Source organism: Amycolatopsis sp. NPDC004772, assembly GCF_053601215.1.
Genome location: NZ_JBSGBK010000076.1, coordinates 22,018 through 43,253 on the forward strand (window position 1 = coordinate 22,018; position 21,236 = coordinate 43,253).

General features: G+C 71.1%; 18 protein-coding genes. 9 read left to right on the forward strand and 9 right to left on the reverse strand.

Annotated features, from left to right (window positions below):
• The first annotated feature begins 656 nt into the window (after positions 1-656).
• The 4 genes from ACWEF6_RS33095 (at position 657) to ACWEF6_RS33110 (ending at position 7,093) form a co-directional block, all read left to right on the forward strand.
• A complete protein-coding gene (locus ACWEF6_RS33095; protein WP_449686532.1) occupies positions 657-1,712 on the forward strand; it encodes an ABC transporter ATP-binding protein in 1,056 nt (351 codons plus the stop codon).
• Positions 1,712-2,599 carry an ABC transporter permease subunit gene (locus ACWEF6_RS33100; RefSeq protein WP_449686533.1) on the forward strand — a complete coding sequence of 296 codons (888 nt, stop codon included), beginning with the start codon at positions 1,712-1,714 and terminating at the stop codon, positions 2,597-2,599. The genes ACWEF6_RS33095 and ACWEF6_RS33100 overlap by 1 nt, the downstream gene beginning before the upstream one ends.
• Positions 2,600-2,694: 95 nt before the next feature.
• Positions 2,695-6,441 (forward strand): ABC transporter ATP-binding protein, encoded by a 3,747-nt coding sequence (locus ACWEF6_RS33105; RefSeq protein ID WP_449686534.1) that lies wholly within the window; start codon positions 2,695-2,697, stop codon positions 6,439-6,441.
• A 181-nt stretch (positions 6,442-6,622) separates the two neighbouring features.
• Positions 6,623-7,093 carry a DUF4291 family protein gene (locus tag ACWEF6_RS33110; RefSeq protein WP_449686535.1) on the forward strand — a complete coding sequence of 157 codons (471 nt, stop codon included), beginning with the start codon at positions 6,623-6,625 and terminating at the stop codon, positions 7,091-7,093.
• On the opposite strand, the gene ACWEF6_RS33115 is transcribed toward ACWEF6_RS33110, so the two are convergent.
• Positions 7,090-7,362, reverse strand: a complete 273-nt coding sequence (locus ACWEF6_RS33115; protein WP_449686536.1) for a hypothetical protein — start codon at positions 7,360-7,362, stop codon at positions 7,090-7,092. The two genes, ACWEF6_RS33110 and ACWEF6_RS33115, sit on opposite strands and share 4 nt — an antisense overlap.
• A gap of 258 nt (positions 7,363-7,620) precedes the next feature.
• Here ACWEF6_RS33115 and ACWEF6_RS33120 point away from each other — a divergent pair, with 258 nt between their 5' ends.
• Positions 7,621-11,328 carry a multifunctional oxoglutarate decarboxylase/oxoglutarate dehydrogenase thiamine pyrophosphate-binding subunit/dihydrolipoyllysine-residue succinyltransferase subunit gene (locus tag ACWEF6_RS33120; protein ID WP_449686537.1) on the forward strand — a complete coding sequence of 1,236 codons (3,708 nt, stop codon included), beginning with the start codon at positions 7,621-7,623 and terminating at the stop codon, positions 11,326-11,328.
• A 51-nt stretch (positions 11,329-11,379) separates the two neighbouring features.
• Here the strand turns inward: ACWEF6_RS33120 and ACWEF6_RS33125 are convergent, their stop codons facing one another.
• From ACWEF6_RS33125 to ACWEF6_RS33135, 3 genes are all read right to left on the reverse strand, one after another.
• Positions 11,380-12,084, reverse strand: a complete 705-nt coding sequence (locus tag ACWEF6_RS33125; RefSeq protein WP_449686538.1) for a hypothetical protein — start codon at positions 12,082-12,084, stop codon at positions 11,380-11,382.
• Positions 12,085-12,156: 72 nt separating this feature from the next.
• Entirely contained in the window at positions 12,157-13,116 is a 960-nt protein-coding gene (locus tag ACWEF6_RS33130) for an LLM class flavin-dependent oxidoreductase (protein ID WP_449686539.1), read from the reverse strand.
• Between the two features lie 13 nt (positions 13,117-13,129).
• Positions 13,130-13,648, reverse strand: a complete 519-nt coding sequence (locus tag ACWEF6_RS33135; protein WP_449686540.1) for a GNAT family N-acetyltransferase — start codon at positions 13,646-13,648, stop codon at positions 13,130-13,132.
• 106 nt (positions 13,649-13,754) lie between these two features.
• On the opposite strand from ACWEF6_RS33135, the gene ACWEF6_RS33140 reads away from it, so the two are divergent.
• On the forward strand, positions 13,755-14,360 hold the full coding sequence (locus tag ACWEF6_RS33140; protein WP_449686541.1) for a LysE family translocator: 606 nt from the start codon (positions 13,755-13,757) through the stop codon (positions 14,358-14,360).
• Here ACWEF6_RS33140 and ACWEF6_RS33145 read toward each other — a convergent pair.
• Positions 14,357-14,902, reverse strand: a complete 546-nt coding sequence (locus ACWEF6_RS33145; RefSeq protein ID WP_449686542.1) for a TetR/AcrR family transcriptional regulator — start codon at positions 14,900-14,902, stop codon at positions 14,357-14,359. The two genes, ACWEF6_RS33140 and ACWEF6_RS33145, sit on opposite strands and share 4 nt — an antisense overlap.
• A gap of 73 nt (positions 14,903-14,975) precedes the next feature.
• Here ACWEF6_RS33145 and ACWEF6_RS33150 point away from each other — a divergent pair, with 73 nt between their 5' ends.
• On the forward strand, positions 14,976-15,716 hold the full coding sequence (locus ACWEF6_RS33150) for an SDR family oxidoreductase (protein WP_449686543.1): 741 nt from the start codon (positions 14,976-14,978) through the stop codon (positions 15,714-15,716).
• Between the two features lie 3 nt (positions 15,717-15,719).
• The gene (locus ACWEF6_RS33155) at positions 15,720-16,337 is read left to right on the forward strand and encodes a hypothetical protein (RefSeq protein WP_449686544.1); all 618 of its coding nucleotides are present in this window, start codon (positions 15,720-15,722) and stop codon (positions 16,335-16,337) included.
• Here the strand turns inward: ACWEF6_RS33155 and ACWEF6_RS33160 are convergent.
• Genes ACWEF6_RS33160 through ACWEF6_RS33175 form a run of 4 tightly spaced genes read right to left on the reverse strand, consistent with a single transcriptional unit; the run spans position 16,334 to position 19,636 of the window.
• Positions 16,334-17,209, reverse strand: a complete 876-nt coding sequence (locus tag ACWEF6_RS33160; protein ID WP_449686545.1) for an ABC transporter substrate-binding protein — start codon at positions 17,207-17,209, stop codon at positions 16,334-16,336. The two genes, ACWEF6_RS33155 and ACWEF6_RS33160, sit on opposite strands and share 4 nt — an antisense overlap.
• Complete coding sequence (locus ACWEF6_RS33165; RefSeq protein WP_449686546.1) at positions 17,206-17,889, reverse strand: ABC transporter permease; 684 nt, start codon at positions 17,887-17,889, stop codon at positions 17,206-17,208. Before ACWEF6_RS33165 ends, ACWEF6_RS33160 begins: the two co-directional genes overlap by 4 nt.
• The gene (locus ACWEF6_RS33170) at positions 17,886-18,554 is read right to left on the reverse strand and encodes an ABC transporter permease (RefSeq protein ID WP_449686547.1); all 669 of its coding nucleotides are present in this window, start codon (positions 18,552-18,554) and stop codon (positions 17,886-17,888) included. Before ACWEF6_RS33170 ends, ACWEF6_RS33165 begins: the two co-directional genes overlap by 4 nt.
• Positions 18,551-19,636 (reverse strand): ABC transporter ATP-binding protein, encoded by a 1,086-nt coding sequence (locus ACWEF6_RS33175; RefSeq protein ID WP_449686548.1) that lies wholly within the window; start codon positions 19,634-19,636, stop codon positions 18,551-18,553. The genes ACWEF6_RS33170 and ACWEF6_RS33175 overlap by 4 nt, the downstream gene beginning before the upstream one ends.
• A gap of 92 nt (positions 19,637-19,728) precedes the next feature.
• Between ACWEF6_RS33175 and ACWEF6_RS33180 the strand changes: the two genes are divergently transcribed.
• On the forward strand, positions 19,729-21,138 hold the full coding sequence (locus ACWEF6_RS33180) for a bis-aminopropyl spermidine synthase family protein (RefSeq protein ID WP_449686549.1): 1,410 nt from the start codon (positions 19,729-19,731) through the stop codon (positions 21,136-21,138).
• Positions 21,139-21,236: the final 98 nt, after the last annotated feature.

Genomic DNA, 21,236 nt, shown 5'->3' on the forward strand with positions numbered 1-21,236 from the left:
ATGCCACAGCTCAGCCCCACCCCAACAACCCAAAGCCCCAGCCAGGCGCACCCGCCTCCACACCCAACCCAGCCAGCCTCGCCCGCGGGGTCCCGCCCAACCCAGCCAGCCCAGCCCACCTCGACGCCAAGCCAGCCAGCCCAACCCGCCTTCACACCCAAGCCAGCCACGCGGGCCCGCCTTCACGCCGAAGCCGCCAGCACCGGGCTGGCTTCACACCCAACCCAGCCAGCACCGGGCTGGCTTCACGCCAAAGCCAGCCAAGGTCCGGCAGGGCTGGGAGTCTGGCGAAGGCACCGTGGGGGTCCGGGGGGCTCGGCCCCCCGGGTAATACGACGAAGTCGACCATGAGCGGCGAAGCCGCGATAAAGGAAGACGAGGGCGACCCGCTCAACCAGCCTGGGGGTCACTGGGAGCGGGCCGCCGGTACCTAGCTTAGAGGGGTTTGGCGGAGTTGGCTGCACCGGGTCGGCAAGTCGCACGAATTCTTTACCAAGTTGATCGTCGGGGGGTCGTGAATCCTCTGGTCAGTGCCTCGGAGGCGGTTCCGGCCGGTAGCGGAAAGTGACGAAGGTCGCTCTCGGGCGTTCCGTGCGCGCGAGCGTCGCCGGTAGGGCAGGATGACGCCGCATCAGCGGGGAACGTTAGGGGACGGTATGCACGACGGCAGTGGCCGGATTGTGGTGCAGAACCTGAGCAAGCGGTTCGGCGCAGTGAACGCCGTGCAGAACCTGAGCTTCACGGTCGAACCCGGTTCGGTGACGGGGTTCTTGGGTCCGAACGGCGCCGGTAAGACGACGACGTTGCGCATGTTGCTCGGTTTGGTGACACCCACTTCGGGGATGGCGACGATCAACGGGCGGCCGCATTCGCAGCTGGGGAATCCGGCGCGGGTGGTGGGCTCGGTCCTGGAGAACGAGGGGTTCCACCCGGGCCGGACGGCGCGTAACCACCTTCGGGTGTATGCCGCGGCCATCGGGGTGCCGGATCGGCGTGCGGACGAGGTGCTCGGCTTGGTGGGGCTGGGCAGCGCCGCGGATCGGAAGGCGGGCGGGTTCTCGCTCGGTATGCGGCAGCGGCTGGCGCTGGCGACGGCGTTGCTGGGTGATCCGCAGGTACTGGTGCTGGACGAGCCGACGAACGGTCTGGATCCCGAGGGCATCCTGTGGTTGCGCAACTTCCTGCGTTCGTACGCGCGGGAGCAGCGGCGGACGGTTCTGGTTTCGAGTCATTTGCTGAACGAGGTCGAGCAGCTGATCGACCAGGTCGTCATCATCAGCCAGGGGGTCACGCGGTACTACGGTCCGCTGGAGCAGTTGCGCAAGAGCCAGCAGTCGCGGGTGCTGGTGCAGCCGGCGGATCCGTCGGGGTTGGTGAAGGCGTTGCAGGACAACGGCGTCGTCGGGGTTTCGCCGACGCCGGACGGCCGGGTGGCGGTCGCCGGGTCGAGTGTGCAGCAGATCGGTGACATCGCCGCGAAGGCGGGGATCGCCGTCTACGGGATGCAGGAGGAGCACGCCGATCTGGAGCGGATGTTCTTCCAGTTGACGCAGGGTCAGTACACCGGCGCGCCGGGTCAGCCGCCGCCGGGTTACCCGCCGCAGCCGCAGTACCAGGGCCCGCCGCCGGGTTATCCGCCGCAGCAGCACTACCAGCAGGGTCCGCCGTCGGGCCCGCAGCAGCAGCAGTACTGGGGAGGACCGCAGCAGTGATGGGCAACCTGATCAAGGCGGAGTTCCGCAAGACGCTATCGCTGAACACGTGGTGGGTGCTGCTGATCCCGCTGGTGCTGGTCGCGTTCTGGATGACCTTCGCGTGGGGCAGCCTCACGAACGACTTCGCGGACTTCCTGGGCAGCAAGGACGCCCGGCAGGTCAGCGAGATGATCGGCCTCGATCCGGGCAAGATCCCGGTGGGGTTGCTGGCGCTGGCGCACGGGGTGAACATCGCGCAGCTCGTCCCGGCGTTGTTCGGCGTGTTCGCGCTGGCCGGCGAGTACCGCAACAAGACGATCACGACGACCTTCCTCACCGCGCCGAACCGGGTTTCGGCGTTGACCGCGAAGATGCTCACCTACCTGGTGTGGGGTGCTCTCTACGGCCTGATCAGCTTCGGCGTTTCGGCGCTCGCGGTGATGGCGTCGGTGGACTCGGGCCGGTGGCCGTCGGCGGGTCAGTGGCTGGCCGCGCTCGGCGGGTCGGTGCTGGCCGGGGCGCTGGTGACGTTGTTCGGCATCGGGTTCGGCGCGGTGCTGCGCAGCGTGCCGCTGGCCGTCGTGCTGCTGATGGTGTGGTTCCTGATCCTGGAAAACGTCGTGGTGATCGTGTTCTGGGCCTGGCTGGACATCGACATCCTGGGCGGGATCCTGCCGAACGGCACCGCGAACGGGATCGTCGGCGGCATCGCGGCGGACGCCTTCGGGTTCAACTCGCTCGACCTGCCGGCCAGCGTGGACTCCGGTTCGCAGCTGGTGCTCCAGCTGACGGCGGGTGCGCCCGGGGTGCTCTCGTGGTGGGCGTCGGCGCTGATCTTCCTCGCGTGGACGATGCTCTTCTTCGGCCTCGGCTGGGCGGGCAACCAGAAGCGCGACATCACGTAGTCCGGCTGTCCGCGAAGGCCACCTCGAGCAGCTCGAGGTGGCCTTCGCGGCATTCGGGGAAATATTTTGTCGGTGGTGGCGCTTACTGTCACAACGTGACCGTTGCTCCGCCTCGCTCCCGTCAAGAGCTCCCACCCGTCGAGACGGCCGGCTGGATCCGCCGGCTGTCCGCCGCGGCGTGGGAGCACCGCGTTCTCGTCGTGCTGTCGCTGCTGGCCGCCGCCTTCGGGGTCGGCGTGCAGGCCGTGAGCCCGTTGCTGGTGCGCGCAGCGGTGGACGACGCGGTGGCGGGGCAGACCGGCGGGCTGCCCGGGATCGCCGGGTTCCTGGTGGCGCTGCAGCTGGTCGCCTTCGGCACCGCGTTCGCGCGCCGCTACCTCGGCGGGAAGCTCGCCCTCGACGTGCAGCACGATCTGCGCCAGCGCGTCTTCAACGCCGTTTCGCGGCTGGACGGCGGCAAGCAGGACGCGCTGCGCACCGGCCAGGTCGCCTCGCGCGCGATCTCCGACCTGCAGCTGGTCACCGGGATCCTGATGCAGGTGCCGCTGTCGTTCGGCTCAGTGGTCTTCGCGCTGCTGTCGTTCGTCGCGATGCTGTATCTGTCCCCGGTGCTGACGCTGATCGCGCTGGTCGTCACGCCGGCGGTCGGCATCATCGTGACGCGCAGCCGCAAGCGGCTCTTCCCGGCCACCTGGTCGGCGCAGCAGCGCGCGGCGGATGTCGCGCAGCAGGTCGAAGAGACCGTCACCGGCGTCCGGGTGGTCAAGGGGTTCGGCCAGGAGACGCGGGAGGTATCGAAGCTGGAAGCGACCGCGCGGAAGCTGTTCGGGGAGCGGCTGCGCGCGGCGAAGCTCTCGGCGGTCCCGACGGCGACCACCGCCGCGCTGCCGGCTGCCGGCCAGGTCGCCGTGCTCGGCATCGGCGGTGTCCTCGCGCTGAACGGGTCGATCACGCTCGGCACGTTCCTGGCCTTCGCCACCTACCTCGCGACGCTGATCGGGCCGGCCCGGATGCTGTCCGGCCTGGTCGTGCAGGCGCAGCTGACCCGGGCCGGCGCCGAGCGGGTGTACGAGCTGATCGATGCGCAGCCGGAGGTCGTCGACGCGCCGGACGCGCGGCCGCTGCCGGAGGGGCCGCTGGGCGTGCAGCTCGAGGGCGTCCGCTTCGGCTACACGCGCACCGAACCGGTGCTGGACGGCCTGTCGGTCACCGCGAACCCGGGCGAGACCCTGGCGCTGGTCGGCACCGCGGGGTCCGGGAAGTCGACGATTTCGCTGCTGCTGCCCCGGTTCTACGACGTGCATGAGGGCTTGGTGCGGGTCGGCGGCCTCGACGTCCGGGACGTCCCGCTGCGGCAGCTGCGGCAGGCGATCGGCGTGGTGTTCGAGGAGGCGTTCCTGTTCTCCTCGTCGATCCGGGACAACATCGCCTACGGCCGTCCGGACGCCACCGACGAGGAGGTCGTCGCGGCGGCCAGGGCCGCGGAGGCGGACGGCTTCATCCGCGCGTTGCCGGACGGCTACGAGACGCTGGTCGGCGAGCGCGGGCTGACGCTCTCGGGCGGGCAGCGGCAGCGGCTGGGGCTGGCCAGGGCGCTGATCACCGACCCGCGGATCCTCGTCCTCGACGACGCGACCTCGGCCATCGACACGGTCACCGAGGCGGCCATCTACGACACCTTGCGGTCGGTCACCGCGGCCCGCACCACCCTGCTGATCGCGCACCGGCGGTCCACCCTGGCGCTGGCGGACCGGATCGCGGTGCTCGACGAGGGCCGCGTCGTCGACGTCGGCACCGAGGCCGAGCTGATGGCGCGCTGCCCGCTGTTCCGCGAGCTGGTGGCGGGCCCGGGCGACGACGTCGAGGAGAAGCACCGCTGCGAAGGCCTGGACTTCGGCCGGGACGGCGTCACGCCGTCGCTGTGGCCGCGTGACGAGAGCCGCGACGAGGTCGACGAGCTGGCCGAAGCCGCGCGGATGCGCAGCGGCGACCCGAACAGCAGCGGGTTCGTCGGCGGGGGCGGCGGCCTCGACGTCCCGCCGACGCCGGAGCTGATCGAGGGCGTGCGCAAGCTGCCGCCGGCCGTCGACGAGCCGCGCCTGCCCGGCGTGGACGTCACCGCGCCCGACCCGAAGTTCCGGCTGGCCGGGCTGCTGCGGCCGGTCCGCTGGCCCCTGGCCGTGGTGATCGCGCTGGTGGCGGCGGACGCGCTGGCGTCGATCGCGCTGCCGGGGCTGTACCAGTTCGGCGTCGACCACGGCGTGCGCACCGGCGTCGAGTGGCTGATCTGGCTCGCCGCCGGGATCGGCGCCGTGGTGATCGCGGCCGACTGGCTGGTGGTCTTCGCGCAGACGCGGCTGACGTCCCGGGTGGGCGAGACGGTGCTGTACGCGCTGCGCGTCCGCAGTTACGCGCACTTGCAGCGGCTCGGGCTCGACTACTACGAGCGGGAGCTGTCCGGAAAGATCATGACCCGGATGACGACGGACGTCGACGCGCTCTCGACGTTCCTGCAGACCGGCCTGGCCACCGCGGTGGTGAGCGCGCTGACGCTGGCCGGGATCACGGCCGCGCTGCTGGTCACCGACGCCGGGCTGGCGCTGTACGCGCTGGCGATGGTGCCGGTGCTGGCGGTGGCCACGGTGATCTTCCGGCGGTCGGCGTCGAAGGCGTACAACGAGGCCCGCGAGCGGGTCAGCGTCGTGAACGCGGACATGCAGGAGAACGTCAGCGGGCTGCGGGTGGCGCAGGCGTACACGCGGGAAGACCGCTCCGCGGAGGCGTTCGCTTCGCGCAGTGACGACTACCGCCGCTCGCGGCTGCGGGCCCAGCGGTACGTGGCGACGTACTTCCCGCTGGTGGCGCTGCTGTCGGACCTGGCGACCACGACGGTGCTGGTGGTGGGCGCGAACCGCGTGTCGGCGGGCACGCTGTCGGCCGGTGTGCTGCTCGCGTTCCTGCTGTACCTGCAGCAGTTCTTCTCGCCGATCCAGCAGCTGTCGGCGGTGTTCGACGGCTACCAGCAGGCGAGCGTCGGCCTGAACCGCATCGGCGACCTGCTGCGGACGCCGACGTCGGTGCCGGCGGCGGAGCACCCGGTCACGGTGCCGGAGCGGCTGCGCGGCGAAGTCTCGTTCAAGGAGGTCGGGTTCTCCTACGCCGGCGCGGAGTCCCCGGCGCTGGCGGAGTTCTCGCTGGACGTCGCGGCGGGCGAGACGATCGCGCTGGTCGGCGCCACCGGCGCGGGCAAGTCGACGGCGGTGAAGCTGGTGGCCCGCTACTACGACGTCACCGGCGGCGAGGTCCGGATCGACGGCACGGACGTCCGCGAGTACGAGCTGGCCGGCCTCCGCCGCCGGATGGGCGTGGTGCCCCAGGAGGCCCACCTGTTCTCGGGCACGGTGGCGGACAACGTCCGCTACGGCCGCCCGTCGGCCACGGACGCGGAGGTCGAGGCGGCGGTCCGCGCGGTGGGAGCCCTGGACGGCGTCGCGGCCCTGCCGGCGGGCTTCCTGCAGCCGGTGGGCGAGCGCGGCCGCTCCCTGTCGGCGGGCCAGCGCCAGCTGGTGGCCCTGGCCCGGGCGGAGCTGGTGGACCCGGACGTCCTGCTCCTCGACGAAGCCACCGCGGCCCTCGACCCCTCAACCGAGGCGGCGGTCCTCCGAGCGACGGAGACGGTCGCCCGCCGCCGCACCACCTTCGTGGTCGCCCACCGCCTCGCCACGGCGGCCCGAGCAGACCGCATCGTCGTCCTCGACCACGGCCGGATCGTCGAAACCGGAACCCACACCGAGCTCCTGGCCGCCAACGGCCCCTACGCCCGCCTCTGGTCCCTCGGCTGACCCGTAACTCGCGTGATCCAAGCCGGAACTCGCGTGATTGAAGCCGGAACTCGCGAGTTACGGCTTCAATCACGCGAGATACGTCCCCCATCACGCGAGTTCCGGCTCCGATCACGGGTGGTGCTCTCTTGCGCACGAAAGTTCGTGGCCGGGTGGGGCGGGCGCTGGGAGCATGGCGGGCATGTTCGAAGAGAAGCGGGTTCCCGACCGGCAGGTCCGGGCCATGCAGACCGACGGGACCGTGCGGGTCTACCTGGGCTGCTCGCCGGCCGTCGCTGATGCCGCGCTCGAGAAGCAGGGCTTCGAACGCGGCGGGGCGGTGCCGGTGACGCCGTCGTTCCGGCTCGCGGCCCACGACAGCGACAACGGGCGCAAGCCCGGCCACGAGCGCATCCTGGCCGTCGACCTCACCCGTGAAGGCTTCGAGCGGGCCCTCCAGGGGCACGTCGAGTGGGTGCCGGAGCGAGATCTCGACCACACCGCGCTGAACTTCCAGGCGATCCGGCTCGACAGCGAGCTCGCCGACGAGTGGATCACCGCCATCACCGACGTCACACCTGTGATGCGCGACATCGCCGGGTTGCTGGCCACCGACCAGCTCCACCTGGCCGTCAAGCTCGTCCCCCACGAACCGCCCTACGAACGGGGTTAAGGCAGCGCCCGCCACTTCAGCGAGCCCAGCCCCGCCGCCTCCACCTCGGGGCGGGACGCCCAGCGGACCGTCCCCGGACGGACGTGGATCCCGGCCGCGACCAGCCAATCCGGCTCGTCGGGCTCGACCCACTCCATCTCCTCGAAGTCGGCGAGCGTGGGCCAGACGGCCGAGCAGGAATCACACCGGAGCACGACCGTGCCGGACTCGGTGACCAGCGGCCGCACCAAGCCCTGGTCCCAGAACGACGGACATTCGACCAGCCACATCGCCCCAGCAGAACCCACGCCGGTGAACGCCCGACGGCCGCGGGGCGACGGCGGCCGGAAGAGCCCGGGAACCCTGTACCCGGTCCAGCGCTTAAGGTTCCCTTAGCACATCTTGATCGAGTCAGTGACCGATACCCTAGTGCGCCACGCCTCACACAGGCCGGTTCCATCACATCGCGGTCACCGAGGGGGTTAGCCTGGTAGGCGCATCAGCGGATTCAAGATCGAGATCGAGACGGATAGAGGCGAGCCCCAGCCGTGTCCAGCAGCAGCCCTGCGTCACAGTTCGGCCCCAACGAGTGGCTGGTCGAAGAGATGTACGACCAGTTCCTCGCCGACCCTTCCTCAGTCGATGCCGCATGGCACGACTTCTTCGCGGACTTCAAGCCGACGCAGAGCGCGCAGGCCAAGGCGGACACCGCCCGGCAGCAGGCCGACGCCAAGCCCGCCACCAACGGCCAGGCCGCCCAGCCGTCGCCCAAGGCCGTGCAGAACGCGGAGTCGGCGGCCAAGCAAGCCGCGCCGACCAAGCCGGCCCCGAAGGCCGAGCCGAAGGCGGCGCCGAAGGCGGCGCCGAAGCCGGCGGCCGCGAAGGCCGAGCCCAAGGCCGAGGCGAAGAAGGAAGAGCCGGAGTCGAAGCAGCTGCGCGGCGCCGCGGCGGCCATCGCCAAGAACATGGACGCCTCGCTGAGCGTCCCCACCGCGACCAGCGTGCGCGCGGTCCCGGCCAAGCTGATGGCGGACAACCGCATCGTCATCAACAACCACCTCAAGCGCACGCGCGGCGGCAAGATCTCCTTCACGCACCTCATCGGCTACGCCATGGTGCGGGCGCTGAAGGCCTACCCGAACATGAACCGGCACTACCAGCTGATCGACGGCAAGCCGTTCGCGATCACGCCGGAGCACGTCAACTTCGGGCTCGCCATCGACATGAAGGGCAAGGACGGCTCCCGCACGCTCGTCGTGGCCTCGATCAAGGGCTGCGAGGACATGACGTTCCTGCAGTTCTGGCAGGCGTACGAAGAGATCGTCAAGAAGGCCCGCAACAACAAGCTGACGGCCGACGACTTCTCCGGCACCACCATCTCGCTGACCAACCCGGGCGGCATCGGCACCAACCACTCGGTGCCGCGCCTGCAGGCCGGCCAGGGCGCCATCATCGGCGTCGGCGCCATGCAGTACCCGGCCGCCTTCGAGGGCACCAGCGAGAAGACCCTGGTCGACCTCGGCATCAGCAAGATCATGACGCTGACCTCGACCTACGACCACCGCATCATCCAGGGCGCGGAGTCGGGCGAGTTCCTCAAGCGCATCCACCAGCTGCTGCTCGGCGAAGACGGCTTCTACGACGACGTCTTCACCAGCCTGCGCCTGCCGTACGAGCCGATCCGCTGGGTCGCCGACATCCCGGACGGCCCGGTCGACAAGACCGCCCGCGTGATCGAGCTGATCGACGCGTTCCGGATGCGCGGCCACCTGATGGCCGACACCGACCCGCTGAACTACCGCCAGCGCAGCCACGCCGACCTGGACGTCCTCTCCCACAACCTGACCCTGTGGGACCTCGACCGCGAGTTCCCGGTCGGCGGCTTCGCCGGCCAGGAGCGGATGAAGCTGCGCGACATCCTGGGCGTGCTGCGCAACTCGTACTGCCGCACGGTCGGCATCGAGTACACCCACATCCTCGACCCCGAGGAGCGCCGCTGGATCCAGGAGCGCGTCGAGATCCCGCACGAGAAGCCGGACCCCGCGGTCCAGAAGTACGTGCTCTCGAAGCTGAACGCCGCCGAGGCGTTCGAGACGTTCCTGCAGACCAAGTACGTCGGCCAGAAGCGGTTCTCCCTCGAAGGCGGCGAGACGGCGATCCCACTGCTGGACACGCTGCTGGACAAGGCCGCCGAGCACGAGCTCGACGAGGTCGTCATCGGCATGCCGCACCGCGGCCGGCTGAACGTGCTGGCCAACATCGTCGGCAAGCCGATCAGCCAGATCTTCCAGGAATTCGAGGGCAACCTCGACCCGGGCCAGGCGCACGGCTCCGGTGACGTGAAGTACCACCTCGGCGCCGAGGGCAAGTACTTCCGGATGTTCGGCGACGGCGAGACGAAGGTGTCGCTGACCGCGAACCCGTCCCACCTGGAGACGGTCGACCCGGTCCTCGAGGGCATCGTCCGCGCGAAGCAGGACATCCTCGACAAGGGCGGCGAGGGCTACACCGTCCTGCCGGTCCTGATGCACGGCGACGCGGCCTTCGCGGGCCAGGGCGTGGTGGCCGAGACGCTGAACCTGGCGCTGCTGCGCGGGTACCGCACCGGCGGCACCGTGCACGTCATCGTCAACAACCAGGTCGGCTTCACGACCGCGCCGGAGCACTCCCGATCGAGCCAGTACGCCACCGACGTCGCGAAGATGATCGGCTCGCCGATCTTCCACGTGAACGGCGACGACCCCGAAGCCGCGCACTGGGTGGCCAAGCTGGCCGTCGAGTACCGGCAGGCGTTCCACAAGGACGTCGTCATCGACCTCATCTGCTACCGCCGCCGCGGGCACAACGAGGGCGACGACCCGTCGATGACGCAGCCGGCGATGTACGACATCATCGACACCAAGCGCTCGGTCCGGAAGACCTACACCGAGTCGCTGATCGGCCGCGGCGACATCTCCGTCGAGGAGGCCGAGGCCGCGCTGCGCGACTTCTCGAGCCAGCTGGAGCACGTCTTCAACGAGGTCCGCGAGCTGGAGAAGCACCCCGCGAAGGCCAGCCCCTCCGTCGAGGAGGAGCAGCAGGTGCCGGCCAAGGTCAAGACGTCGGTCGCGAACGAGGTCATCGAGCGCATCGGCGACGCGTTCGTCCAGGTGCCCGAGGGCTTCACGCCGCACCCGCGCGTCAAGCCGGTGATGGAGCGCCGCCACAAGATGTCCCGCGAGGGCGACATCGACTGGGCGTTCGGCGAGCTGCTGGCGTTCGGGTCGCTGGCGATGGAGGGCCGGCTGGTCCGGCTGTCCGGCCAGGACTCCCGCCGCGGCACGTTCACCCAGCGACACTCGGTCTTCATCGACCGCAAGACCGGCCAGGAGTACGCGCCGCTGCAGAACCTGGCCGACGGCCAGGGTCGCGTGATGATCTACGACTCGGCGCTGTCGGAGTACGCGGCCGTCGGCTTCGAGTACGGCTACTCGGTGGCGAACTCCGAGGCGCTGGTGATGTGGGAAGCGCAGTTCGGTGACTTCGTCAACGGCGCGCAGACCGTCATCGACGAGTACATCTCCTCGGGCGAGGCCAAGTGGGGCCAGCGCTCGGACGTCGTGCTGCTGCTGCCGCACGGCCACGAGGGCCAGGGCCCGGACCACACGTCCGGCCGCATCGAGCGCTTCCTCTCGCTGTGCGCGGAGGGCTCGATGACAGTGGCGGTCCCGTCCACCCCGGCGAACTACTTCCACCTGCTGCGCCGCCACGCCCTCGACGGCATCCAGCGCCCGCTGGTCGTCTTCACGCCGAAGTCGATGCTGCGCAACAAGGCCGCGACGTCGGCGGTCGGGGACTTCACCGGCGAAAGCCGCTTCATGTCCGTCATCGACGACGTCACGCCGGACCCGTCGAAGATCCGCAAGGTGCTGCTGACCTCCGGGAAGCTGTACTGGGAGCTGGTGGCGGAGCGGGCGAAGCGCGAGGCCGACGACGTCGCGATCGTGCGGATCGAGCAGTACTACCCGCTGCCGAAGAAGAAGCTGCTGGCGGCGCTGGAGCGGTACACGAACGCGACGCAGGTCGCGTGGGTCCAGGAGGAGCCGGAGAACCAGGGTGCGTGGCCGTTCTTCGGCCTGAACCTGCCCCGGAAGTTCCCGGAGGTCCTCTCGGGCCTGCAGGTCGTGTCGCGCCGTCCGATGGCGGCGCCGTCGGCGGGTTCGTCGAAGGTGCACGAGGTCGAGCAGAAGGCGCTGATCGCGAAGGCGTTCGACTGAGGTTTCCGAGAACGGGCCTCCTCACGGTTCGCCGTGAGGAGGCCCGTTTTTCTATTCGAGGGACTCGGAAGCGGCCTTGGCCAGGTTGTGCGCGTTGCGGCGGCACCGTTCGACGTTCCGGTCGCTGGTGTCGGCGGCGGTGACGACCACGGTCACGTCGACGTTGCCCTGGTAGAACCGCACGCCGCACTGCAGGGGCCCGCTTTGGTCGTAGTCGACGTCGGCCGCTTTGGTCGCCTTCCCGATCTTCTCGGTGATCGGCTTGGCGCCGCGGTCCACTTCGATCTCGTAGCCCGCCTTCGCGTACCCGGGGCCTTCCCCGGAGCCGGGCTGGGTCGACTTGGCCAGGAACATCGAGAGTGTGCCGGACGACGACCCGGACTTCGTCCACGAGCAGCTGAGCTGCGAGAGCTGGATCTTGTCGTCCGAGGTACTGGCGGGCTCGGCCGGGCTGTCACTGCTCAACGGCGGCAGGTTGTCCATCCGGCTCCCGACCTCGCTGCACCGGGGCAGCGAGCGGTACTTGTCGGGTTCGCCGGCCGGAGCGGTCGAGGCCGGCGCGGCCGCGGACGGCTTCTGGTCGGCGGTGAGCAGGAAGAAGGCCCCGATCCCCGCCCCGGCCAGCACGAGCACGCCGACGACCACCAGCGCGACGATCAGCGCGGTCTTCCCCCCGGACTTGGGCGGCGGGTAGCCGGGCGGCTGTGACTGGTAGGGCTGGTACTGCGGATACGGGTATTGAGGTCCTTGCTGCACGAATCGGACACTAGGCCATCCGCGCGGGGCGAGCAGGCCGTTCACCCGAAATCGTCAGTGCCCGGCCGGCCCTCAGCCGCGTACGGCTGCCGCCACCCGGGCCGCGTCCTCGATGGCATGCTCCGGGGACTCCTCGGGCAGCGGCAGCAGCACCACCGAGCCGCTGCCCGCGTCGTGCAGGGCCCGGACCGAGGCCGCGCAGGTGTCCAGGTCGCCGCAGATCGCCAAGCGGTCGATCCACTCCGGGCGCAGGCCCGCGGCCAGTTCGTCCACTGTGGACGTGGAGTCCAGCAGCGCCAGCAGCTCGGCCGCGAACGGCAAGCCCTCGACCTGCACCCGCGAGCCCGGCGTCAGGGACTCCGCGACCGTCTTGCGGGCCCGCTCGCGGTCGCCCAGGGCCAGCCAGTTGTACGTCACCAGGGCGTGCGGGCCCATCGCCGCGATGCCCGCCAGCGCCGTCCGGACGTACTCCGGCGGGGCCGGCTCGGCCAGGATCGTGCCGTCCGCCGCCGTGCCCGCGATCGCCAGGGACTTCGGGCGGCGCACGCCCGCCACCAGCGGGGGCGGCGAGGCCGGCGGGAACACCAGCTCGACTTCGTCGAGGTGGACGTGCCGGCCGTCCATCGAGACGCGCTCGCCCGCCAGCAGCCGCCGGACCGCCACCAGCGTCTCCTCCAGCGCCGCCAGGGGCGACTCCGGGTACGCGCCGATCTGCCGCATCCACGACGCGACGCCGTGGCCGAACCCGGCGATCAGGCGGTCCGGGTGCAGCTCGGCCAGCGCCGCGATCTCCATCGCCGCGATCGCCGGGTTGCGCGCCACCGCCGGCAGCACGCCGATGCCCACCTTGATCGTCGACGTCACCGCCAGCGCCGTCGCGACCGTGGCGACGCCGGCCGCCCAGAAGCAGTCCTCGACCAGCCAAAGCTCGTCGAGACCGGCGTCCTCGGCCTGACGCGCGAGGTCGCGCAGCTTGGCCGGCGGCTGCTCGCGGTTGATCCGGACGCCGACCGACCTCGTGGGTGCGTACACGCGTGGCTCCTGTTCAGATCCGGGAGAACGCGGGCGCGTACTCGAAGGCGCCCGCCTGGGTGGGTTCGTACGCGGCCAGCGTCCGCGCCTGGAAGTGCTCGCCCCACTGCGGATCCGGGGCGGTGATCGACAGGTCCGACGCCGTGACGAAGCCGAACCGCGAGTAGTAGGCCGGGTTGCCGAGCAGGACGACCAGGCCGTGGCCGAGGGCGTCCGCCGCGCCGACGACGGCGTGCATCAGCGCGGAGCCGACACCGGCGGCTTGGTGCGCGGGCAGCACGCCGAGCGGCCCGAGCCCGACGGCGGCTTCGGCGTCTTCGCCGAGGCGAGCCCGGCTGCAGCAGACGTGCCCGACGACGGTGTTGCCGCGGACGGCCACCAGCGAGAGGGCGTCGATCAGGTCGCCGTCGGCGCGGAGTTCGTCGACGAGGGGCGCCTCGATCGGGGTGACGCCGGGTTCGCGCCGGAACGCTTCGCTGTGGACGGCGTGGATCGCCGCCTGATCGGCGAGCGTCTCGCGGCGGATCAGCATGGTCGCCACCTTGCCCGCGCCGGCCGCGGACGGCAATCGGGTTTCGGCTCCCGGCCGGGCGCGGAAAGCAGTTCGCGCACCACGGCCGGCGTGTCAGGATCGAGGCATGCCGGTCGACCCGCACCTCCTGCTGGCCTTTCTCGTCACCACCGCGATCGCCATGGTGACGCCCGGCCCGGACATGCTCTTCATCCTCGGCTGCGGCATGCGCGGCGGCCCGAAAGCCGGGCTGCTCGCCACCGCGGGGGTCGCCACCAGCGAGGCCATCCACGTCGCCGTCGCCGCGGCCGGGCTGGCCGCGCTCTTCGCCGCCGTTCCCGTGGCCTTCACCGTCGTCCGGATCGCCGGGGCCGCGTACCTCATCTACCTGGGCGTCCAGGCCATCCGGAACCGCAAGCCGCTCGTGGAGCGGAAGAGCGACCGCGCCTACCTTTCCGGCCTGCTCACCAACCTGCTCAACCCCAAGATGGTCACCTTCACCATCGCCTTCCTGCCGCAGTTCATCGACCCCGCCCGCGGCCACCTCTGGCTGCAGTTCGCCGTCCTCGGGGCGATCATGATCGCGTTCGAGTTCCTCGTCGACGGCACCGTCGGCGTGCTCGCCGGCCGGCTCGGCGGGTGGGTCCGCAAGAAGAAGAACCAGCGGCGGATCGAGGTCGCCACCGGCGGGATCTTCATCGGCCTCGGCCTCAAACTGGCCGCCGACGCCTAAGCGCGCAGGCCGTCGACGATCACCGCGACGATCCGGGGCGCGCGCGCATCCCACTCCGCTTCCGGGATCCGGGACAACGCCCCGAGCAGCAGGATGACGTCGGCGGCGTCGACACCGGCGCGGATCTCCCCCGCGGCCTGCCCCCGGTCCAGCAGCGTTTCGAGCGCCTGGTCGAGCCGGTGGTGCTGACCGTCGTAGAGGTCCTGCCACGCCGGCACCTCGATCGCCGCCATGACGCCGCGTTTGACGCGCGCGTACTCGACCAGCCGGTCCAGCCAGCGGGCCAGCGCGTCCAGCGGGGAGTGCTCGGCCAACAGCGGGGCCACCGTGCCGACGAGCTGCGTCAACTCGGCCCGGTAGACCTCCGCCAGCAGGTGCTCGCGCGTCGGGAAGTGCCGGTAGAGCGTGCCCTGCCCGACGCCCGCGGCCTTGGCGACCCGGTGCAGCTTCAGCTCCTCGGCCGCGCCGTTGGACTCGCTCAGCTCGTCCCGGGCGGCCTCGACGATCCGGTCGCGGTTGGCGACGGCGTCCGAACGCGGCAAGACGGCTCCTCGAATAAGTGGACAACTGTCCGGTAAGCTTAAGCGGACAGTTGTCAGTTTAGCGGGAGGTGCCATGACGAACGGACTGGACAAGGTCGTCGCCATCACGGGCGCGAGCAGCGGAATCGGTGAGGCGACGGCCGTCGGGCTGGCGAGCCGTGGCGCGGCTGTCGTGCTGGGCGCCCGGCGCACCGAAAGGCTGGAAGTGCTCGCGCAGAAGATCCGCGCCGACGGCGGCCGCGCGGAACTGCTGGACGTCGACGTGACCCGCCGGGCCGATCTCGAGCGGCTCGTCGCCCTCGCCGTCGAGCGCTTCGGCCGCCTCGACGTGCTGGTGGCCAACGCCGGCGTCGCCCGGATCGCACCGATGAGCGCCGTCGACGTCGAAGACTGGGACGCGATGATCGACGTCAACCTCCGCGGCGTGCTGCACGGCATCGCCGCCGCGCTGCCGGTGTTCCGCGCGCAGGGCCGCGGGCACTTCGTCACGACCGTCTCGACGTCGGGGCTGAAGATCGTCCCGACGCAGGCCGTCTACGCGGGCACCAAGAACGCCGTCCGCACGCTGCTGGAGGCGCTGCGCCAGGAGTCGACCGACGGCGTCCTGCGCACGACGTCGATCTCGCCCGGGTACGTGCGCACCGAGCTGGTCGACCACGTCGAGGATCCCGCGCAGCGCGAGCAGGCGCAGCAGGCGATGGCCGCGCTCGGCATCGCTCCCGAGGCGGTGGCGCGGGCGATCGCGTTCGCCATCGAGCAGCCGGACGACGTCGAGATCGGCGACCTCACCATCCGCCCCACCCGGCAGGGCTGAGCGGTGAGCGAGCGTGACTGGCGGGTGCTGCTGCTGGGCGGCGCGTCCGGCACCGGCAAGAGCCGGCTCAGCTACCCGCTGGCCCGGCGGTACGAGGTGCCGATCGTCGAGGTGGACGACCTCGTTCTCGCCGTGCAGCGGATGACCACCCCGGCGCAGCAGCCGCTGGTGCACTACTGGGACACCCATCCGGACGCCGGCAGCCTGCCGGTGCCGCGGGTGCTGGAGCTGCAGATCGCGGTGGCCGAGGCGCTGCAGCCGGCGCTGGAGGCGGTGATCGGCAACCACCTGGAGACCGGCACCCCGGTCGTCATCGAGGGCGACTACCTGCTGCCCGCGCTGGCCGCGCAGGACTCGTTCGCCGGCCAAGCGGCCGGCGGCCGGGTCCGCGCGGTGTTCCTGCACGAACCCGACCCCGGCCGGCTGGTGGCCAACTACCTGGAGCGGGAACCGGACGAGGGCGAGCAGCGCAGCCGGGCACAGGTCAGCGCCCGCTACGGCGACTGGCTGGCCGCGCGGGCCGGCGAACACGGGATCCCGGTCCTCACCGCGCGACCGTGGGCCACCGCGCTGGACCGGCTGTGCGCCTTGCTGGACGCTCCGCGCGGAGGCGCGGGCTAAGCCCGCGCGAGGAAGTCCTCCGCGATGTCCAGGGGATTCCGCTTCTCCTCGGTGAACTCGACGTTCAGCCGCGTCAGCTGTTCGGTGGTCAGCGCCGCCGAGACGCGGTTCAGCGCCGCCACCTCGGCGGGCGACAGCGTTCCCTTCGCCACCAGGGGCACGATGTTCTGCGCCGGGAACATGTTCTTGTCGTCGACCAGCGGCACGAACCCGTTGGCCGCGATCGTCGACGACGTGCTGAAGAGATCCGCCACCTGGACGTCACCGGACTTCAGCGCCGCCACCGTCACCGGGCCGCCCGTGTCCGTCGTGCGGATTTCCTTGAACTCGCAGCCGTACAGCGACTTGATCTTGTCCTTCCAGCGGCTGCTCCACTGGCCCGGCCCGCCGAACACCAGCTCGCCGCAGCGCTTCCCCAGGTCGGAGAACGTTTTGACGCCCGACGCCGCCAGCTGCGGCCCGACGACGAGTAGGTCCTTGTCTTCGGCCGGAGCCTGGTCCAGGACCTCGAAGCCGGCCGGGATCTTCTGCTTCAGCTGGGCGTAGACGTCCTGGGACGTCGTCGCCGTGGTGTCCTTGTCGAAGTACCGCAACAGGTTCCCGCTGTAGTCCGGGACCACCGACAGCGACTTGTCCTGCAGTGCCTTGACGACGACCTCGCGGCTGCCCACCGGCGGCCGCACGGTCACGTTCGAAGCACCCGCCTGCCGCAGCGCCCCGGCGTAGATCTGGGCCAGCAACAGGCTTTCACCGACGTCGGACGCCCCGATGATGATGTCGCCGGACGTGCCGCCCTCGCCGCCACCGGCCAGCGGGTTGCCGCAACCGGCGGCCAGGACCAAGACCGCCACGAGGGAAACCAGCCGCTTCACGCCGTCACCTTCTTCGCGGCCGCCGCGAGCCGGACGCCCCGCGGCACCAAAGCGCGGTTCAGCAAGGAAAAGAGCAGGTCGAGGACGATGGCCAGCAGCGTCGTCAGCAGGGCGCCCGCGATGACCTCGGAGTAGTCCAAAATGGCCAGTCCGTCGAGCAGGAACCGGCCCAGGCCACCGAGTCCGACGTACGCGGCCACCGCGGCGGTCGCCACGAGCTGGAGCACGGCGTTGCGGATGCCGCCGAGCACGAGCGGCAGCGAGATCGGCACCTCGACCTTCCACAGCCGCTGCCAGCCGGTCATCCCGACGCCTTCGGCGGCGTCGACCACGCCGTGGTCGGTCGCCTGCAGCCCCGCGTACGTGCCGGCCAGGATCGGCGGCACGGCCAGCACGACGAGCCCGATGATCGTCGAGGTGACGCTCTCGGTGAAGAGCAGGAACAGGAACGTCACCAGGCCCAGCGTCGGCAGGGCGCGGATGGCGTTGCCGACGCTCACCAGCGCGACGCCGCCGCGGCCGGTGTGGCCGACGAACAACCCCAGCGGCACCGCGATGACCAGCGCGATCACCAGCGACAGCCCGGTGTAGCCGAGGTGTTCCAGCAGCCGCAGCGGGACGCCGTCGGGCCCGGACCAGTGCGCCGGGTCGCCGAACCAGCGGAAGAGGTCGGTGATCATGCGGCTCCCACCCGGGTCCACGGCGTCAGCAGGTTTCGCGCGCCCACCAGCACGAGGTCGACGACCAGTGCCAGCAGCAGCGTCAGCACGATGCCGACCACGATCGGCGAGAAGTACTCGCGCTGGAAGCCGTCGGTGAACAGCACGCCGAGGCCGCCGGTGCCGATCAGCGCGCCGACGCTGACCAGGCTGATGTTGCTGACCGACGCGACCCGCACGCCGGCCGCCAGCACCGGCACCGACAGCGGCAGTTCGACGGCGAAGAAGCACCGCACCGGCTTGTAGCCGACCGCGGTCGCGGCGGCGACCACCGGCGGCGGCACCGCGTCGAGGGCGTCGAGCACCGGCCGGACCAGCAGCGCCGTGGTGTAGATGGTCAGCGCGACGACGACGTTGACGCTGTCCAGGATCTTCGACCCGATCAGGCCGGGGATGACGACGAACAGCGCGAGCGAGGGGATCGTGTAGAGCAGGTTCGCCACGACCATCAGCACCTGCCGCGCGGGCCGCCAGCGGTGGCCGAGCCAGCCCGCCGCGATCGCCAGCACGATGCCGAGCACCAGCGGGAGCAGCGCCAGGTAGACGTGGTCGCCCAGGTCGCCGAGGATCTGGCCGCGGTTGTTCGCGCTGCTCAGGTACCGCCCGAGCTCGTCGAAGAAGCTCATGACGCCTGGGGCGTGCCCTCGATGACGTCCAGGACCTGCCGCGCGACCACGGCGCCGAGCACGCGGTGTTCTTCGTCGACGACCACACCGAGGCTGGCCGGCGACGACAACGCCGCGTCGAGCGCGCCGCGGATCGGCGTGCCCCGCACCCACAGCGAGCCGCCGGCCACGAGGTCGTCTTCGGACAGTGCGCCGTCCACAGTGGAGTTCGGCGGCAGCCAGCCGCGGGGCTGCTTCTCGGTGTTGACTGCCAGCCGCCAGCCGTCGCTCGCCGCGACGGTGGCGCCGACCTCGATCAGCTCCAGTTCCTTGACCTCGACCCCTTCGGCGGAGAGGAACGACAGGCCACGGTAGCCGCGGTCGCGGCCGACGAAGGACGCGACGAAGTCGTCCACCGGGTGCCGCAGCACGTCGGCGGGCGTGCCGTATTGGGCCAGCTTGCCGCCGACCCGCATCACCGCGACCTTGTCGCCGAGCCGGACGGCCTCGTCGATGTCGTGCGTGACGAACACGATCGTCTTGCCCAGCTGCGACTGCAGCCGCAGCAGCTCGTTCTGGAGGTCCTCGCGCACGATGGGGTCGACCGCGGAGAACGGCTCGTCCATCAGCAGCACCGGCGAGTCCGCGGCGAGCGCGCGGGCGACGCCGACGCGCTGCTGCTGGCCGCCGGAGAGCTGGGCCGGGTACCGCTTGCCGAGCTCGACCGGCAGGCCGATGATCTCCAGCAGCTCGGCGGCCCGCTTGCGCGCCTTCGCCTTGTCCCAGCCCGAAAGCAGCGGCACGGTGGCGATGTTGTCCAGGACCGTCCGATGTGGAAAGAGGCCGGCGTGCTGGATGACGTAGCCGATGCCGCGGCGCAGCAGGGCCGGGTCGCCCTCGGCGACGTCCTTGCCGTCCAGCAGCACCTGGCCGCCGGTCGGCTCGACCATCCGGTTGATCATCCGCAGCGACGTCGTCTTGCCGCAGCCGGACGGGCCGACGAACACGGTGATCGTGCCGTCTTCGACCGTGAGGTTCAGCTTGTCGACGGCGACCGTCCCATCCGGATACTGCTTGGTCACGTCGCGGAATTCGATGGTCACTGCCACTCCCCATGTCCCGGTGGATTCGACCGTAGCCGAGTCCGCGGTGGTTGGCACGCTGTTCCGCAGGGTGGCTACTAGGCTCAGAGTCCGTGAAGGCCCTCGACGACGTCCTCGCCGCGCACGGCGTCGGCGTCCGCCCGCTGTACCGCGTCCTCGACCTGCTGCGCACCGGCGACCACGACCTCGGCGAGCTGGTCCGGCTGAGCACCGCCCCGCGGCGCAGCGTGGAAGCCGTCCTCGCCGCGCTCGGCGACGACCTGGACCGCAGCGGCGACCGCCTGCGGATCGCCCCCGGCGTCGCGGCGTCGTACCTGCAGTACCGCGCGCCGCGCTACGCCGACCCGCTCGACGAAGCCGTCGCGGCGCACGAGCTGCTGCCGAAGGTCGCCGAGTGGGTGGCCGAGGTGCCGGCGCCGCTGGCCGCGCTCGACCACGTGCAGGCCACACCGGAGACCGTGCTGCGCCGCGCGCTCTGGCTGGACGCGCAGTACGACCTCACCGCCACCCGCCTGCTGTTCCTCGGCGACCACGACCTGACGTCGCTGGCCGTGCGGGCGATCTGCCCGTCGGCGGCCCTGACCGTCGCCGACCTCGACGAGCGCGTGCTCGCCTACCTCGACGACCGCGGCGGCCGCGAGATCCGGACCGTGCACGCGGACCTGCGCGTCGGGCTGCCACCCGCGTTGAGCAGCGGCTTCGACCTCGTGTTCAGCGACCCGCCGTACACGCCCGAAGGCATGGGGCTGTTCGCGGCGCGCGGGGTGCAGGCGCTGCGCGAGCCGAGCGAGGGACGGCTGCTCCTGGCGTACGGCTACAGCCCGCGGCACCCGGCGCTGGGTGCGCAGGTGCAGCGCTCGCTGGCGACGCTCGGGCTGACGTTCGAGGCGATCCTGCCGGGCTTCAACCGCTACTTCGGCGCTCAGGCGATCGGCAGCGCGGCGGACCTGTACGTCTGCCAGCCGACGGCGAAGGCCAAGAAGATGCGCAGCGGCAAGGCGATCTACACGCACGGGCCGCAGTCGGTGGAGGCGGCCGGGACGAAACCGGCGCTGCTGGAGAAGCTGAGGGAGATCGCCGGCGCGGGCGGCCTCGCGCTGGAGTCGCGGCCGGTGGACTGGTCGATCTCCGGCCCCGAGGGCGACGCGGTCGCGATGGACCTCTCGGCCGACCCGGGCCCGTGGCTGCTGCGGACACTGCTGGGCACCAACGCCCGGCGCCTGGCGCTGCTGCTGCCGAACGCCCACCCGGACCTGACCGACCAGGCGTCCCAGGAAGCCCTGGCGTCGCTCGTGCGGGGGAAGTACGCGCTGCGGTACCTGCGGAGCACGCCGGACAACCGCCACGCGGTGGTGGTCGCGGAGGCGGTGGCGCACCAGGACGAGGTCCTCACCCGCGCCCACGCCCGGCTGGCGAACGTCTCCCTCGACGTCCCGGCCGACCTCACCGACCTGCGCCTGGTCGACGTCCCCCGCCACCGCCTGGCCGAACTCCTCGGCTGAAAGCGCCCCAATGTGGCGTTCGGTGCGTCCAACGCACCCAATGTGGCGTTGGGGGGGGGGGACGCCCCCCAAACCCCCAAAGGGGGCGGGAGGGAGTG

Excerpts from the sequence above, each read along its gene's own strand:
- ACWEF6_RS33095 (WP_449686532.1), top strand. The coding sequence starts at position 657 with ATGCACGACGGCAGTGGCCGGATTGTGGTGCAGAACCTGAGCAAGCGG.
- ACWEF6_RS33100 (WP_449686533.1), top strand. The coding sequence starts at position 1,712 with ATGGGCAACCTGATCAAGGCGGAGTTCCGCAAGACGCTATCGCTGAAC.
- ACWEF6_RS33110 (WP_449686535.1), top strand. The coding sequence starts at position 6,623 with ATGTTCGAAGAGAAGCGGGTTCCCGACCGGCAGGTCCGGGCCATGCAG.
- ACWEF6_RS33115 (WP_449686536.1), bottom strand. The coding sequence starts at position 7,362 with ATGTGGCTGGTCGAATGTCCGTCGTTCTGGGACCAGGGCTTGGTGCGG.
- ACWEF6_RS33135 (WP_449686540.1), bottom strand. The coding sequence starts at position 13,648 with ATGCTGATCCGCCGCGAGACGCTCGCCGATCAGGCGGCGATCCACGCC.
- ACWEF6_RS33140 (WP_449686541.1), top strand. The coding sequence starts at position 13,755 with ATGCCGGTCGACCCGCACCTCCTGCTGGCCTTTCTCGTCACCACCGCG.
- ACWEF6_RS33150 (WP_449686543.1), top strand. The coding sequence starts at position 14,976 with ATGACGAACGGACTGGACAAGGTCGTCGCCATCACGGGCGCGAGCAGC.
- ACWEF6_RS33165 (WP_449686546.1), bottom strand. The coding sequence starts at position 17,889 with ATGATCACCGACCTCTTCCGCTGGTTCGGCGACCCGGCGCACTGGTCC.
- ACWEF6_RS33170 (WP_449686547.1), bottom strand. The coding sequence starts at position 18,554 with ATGAGCTTCTTCGACGAGCTCGGGCGGTACCTGAGCAGCGCGAACAAC.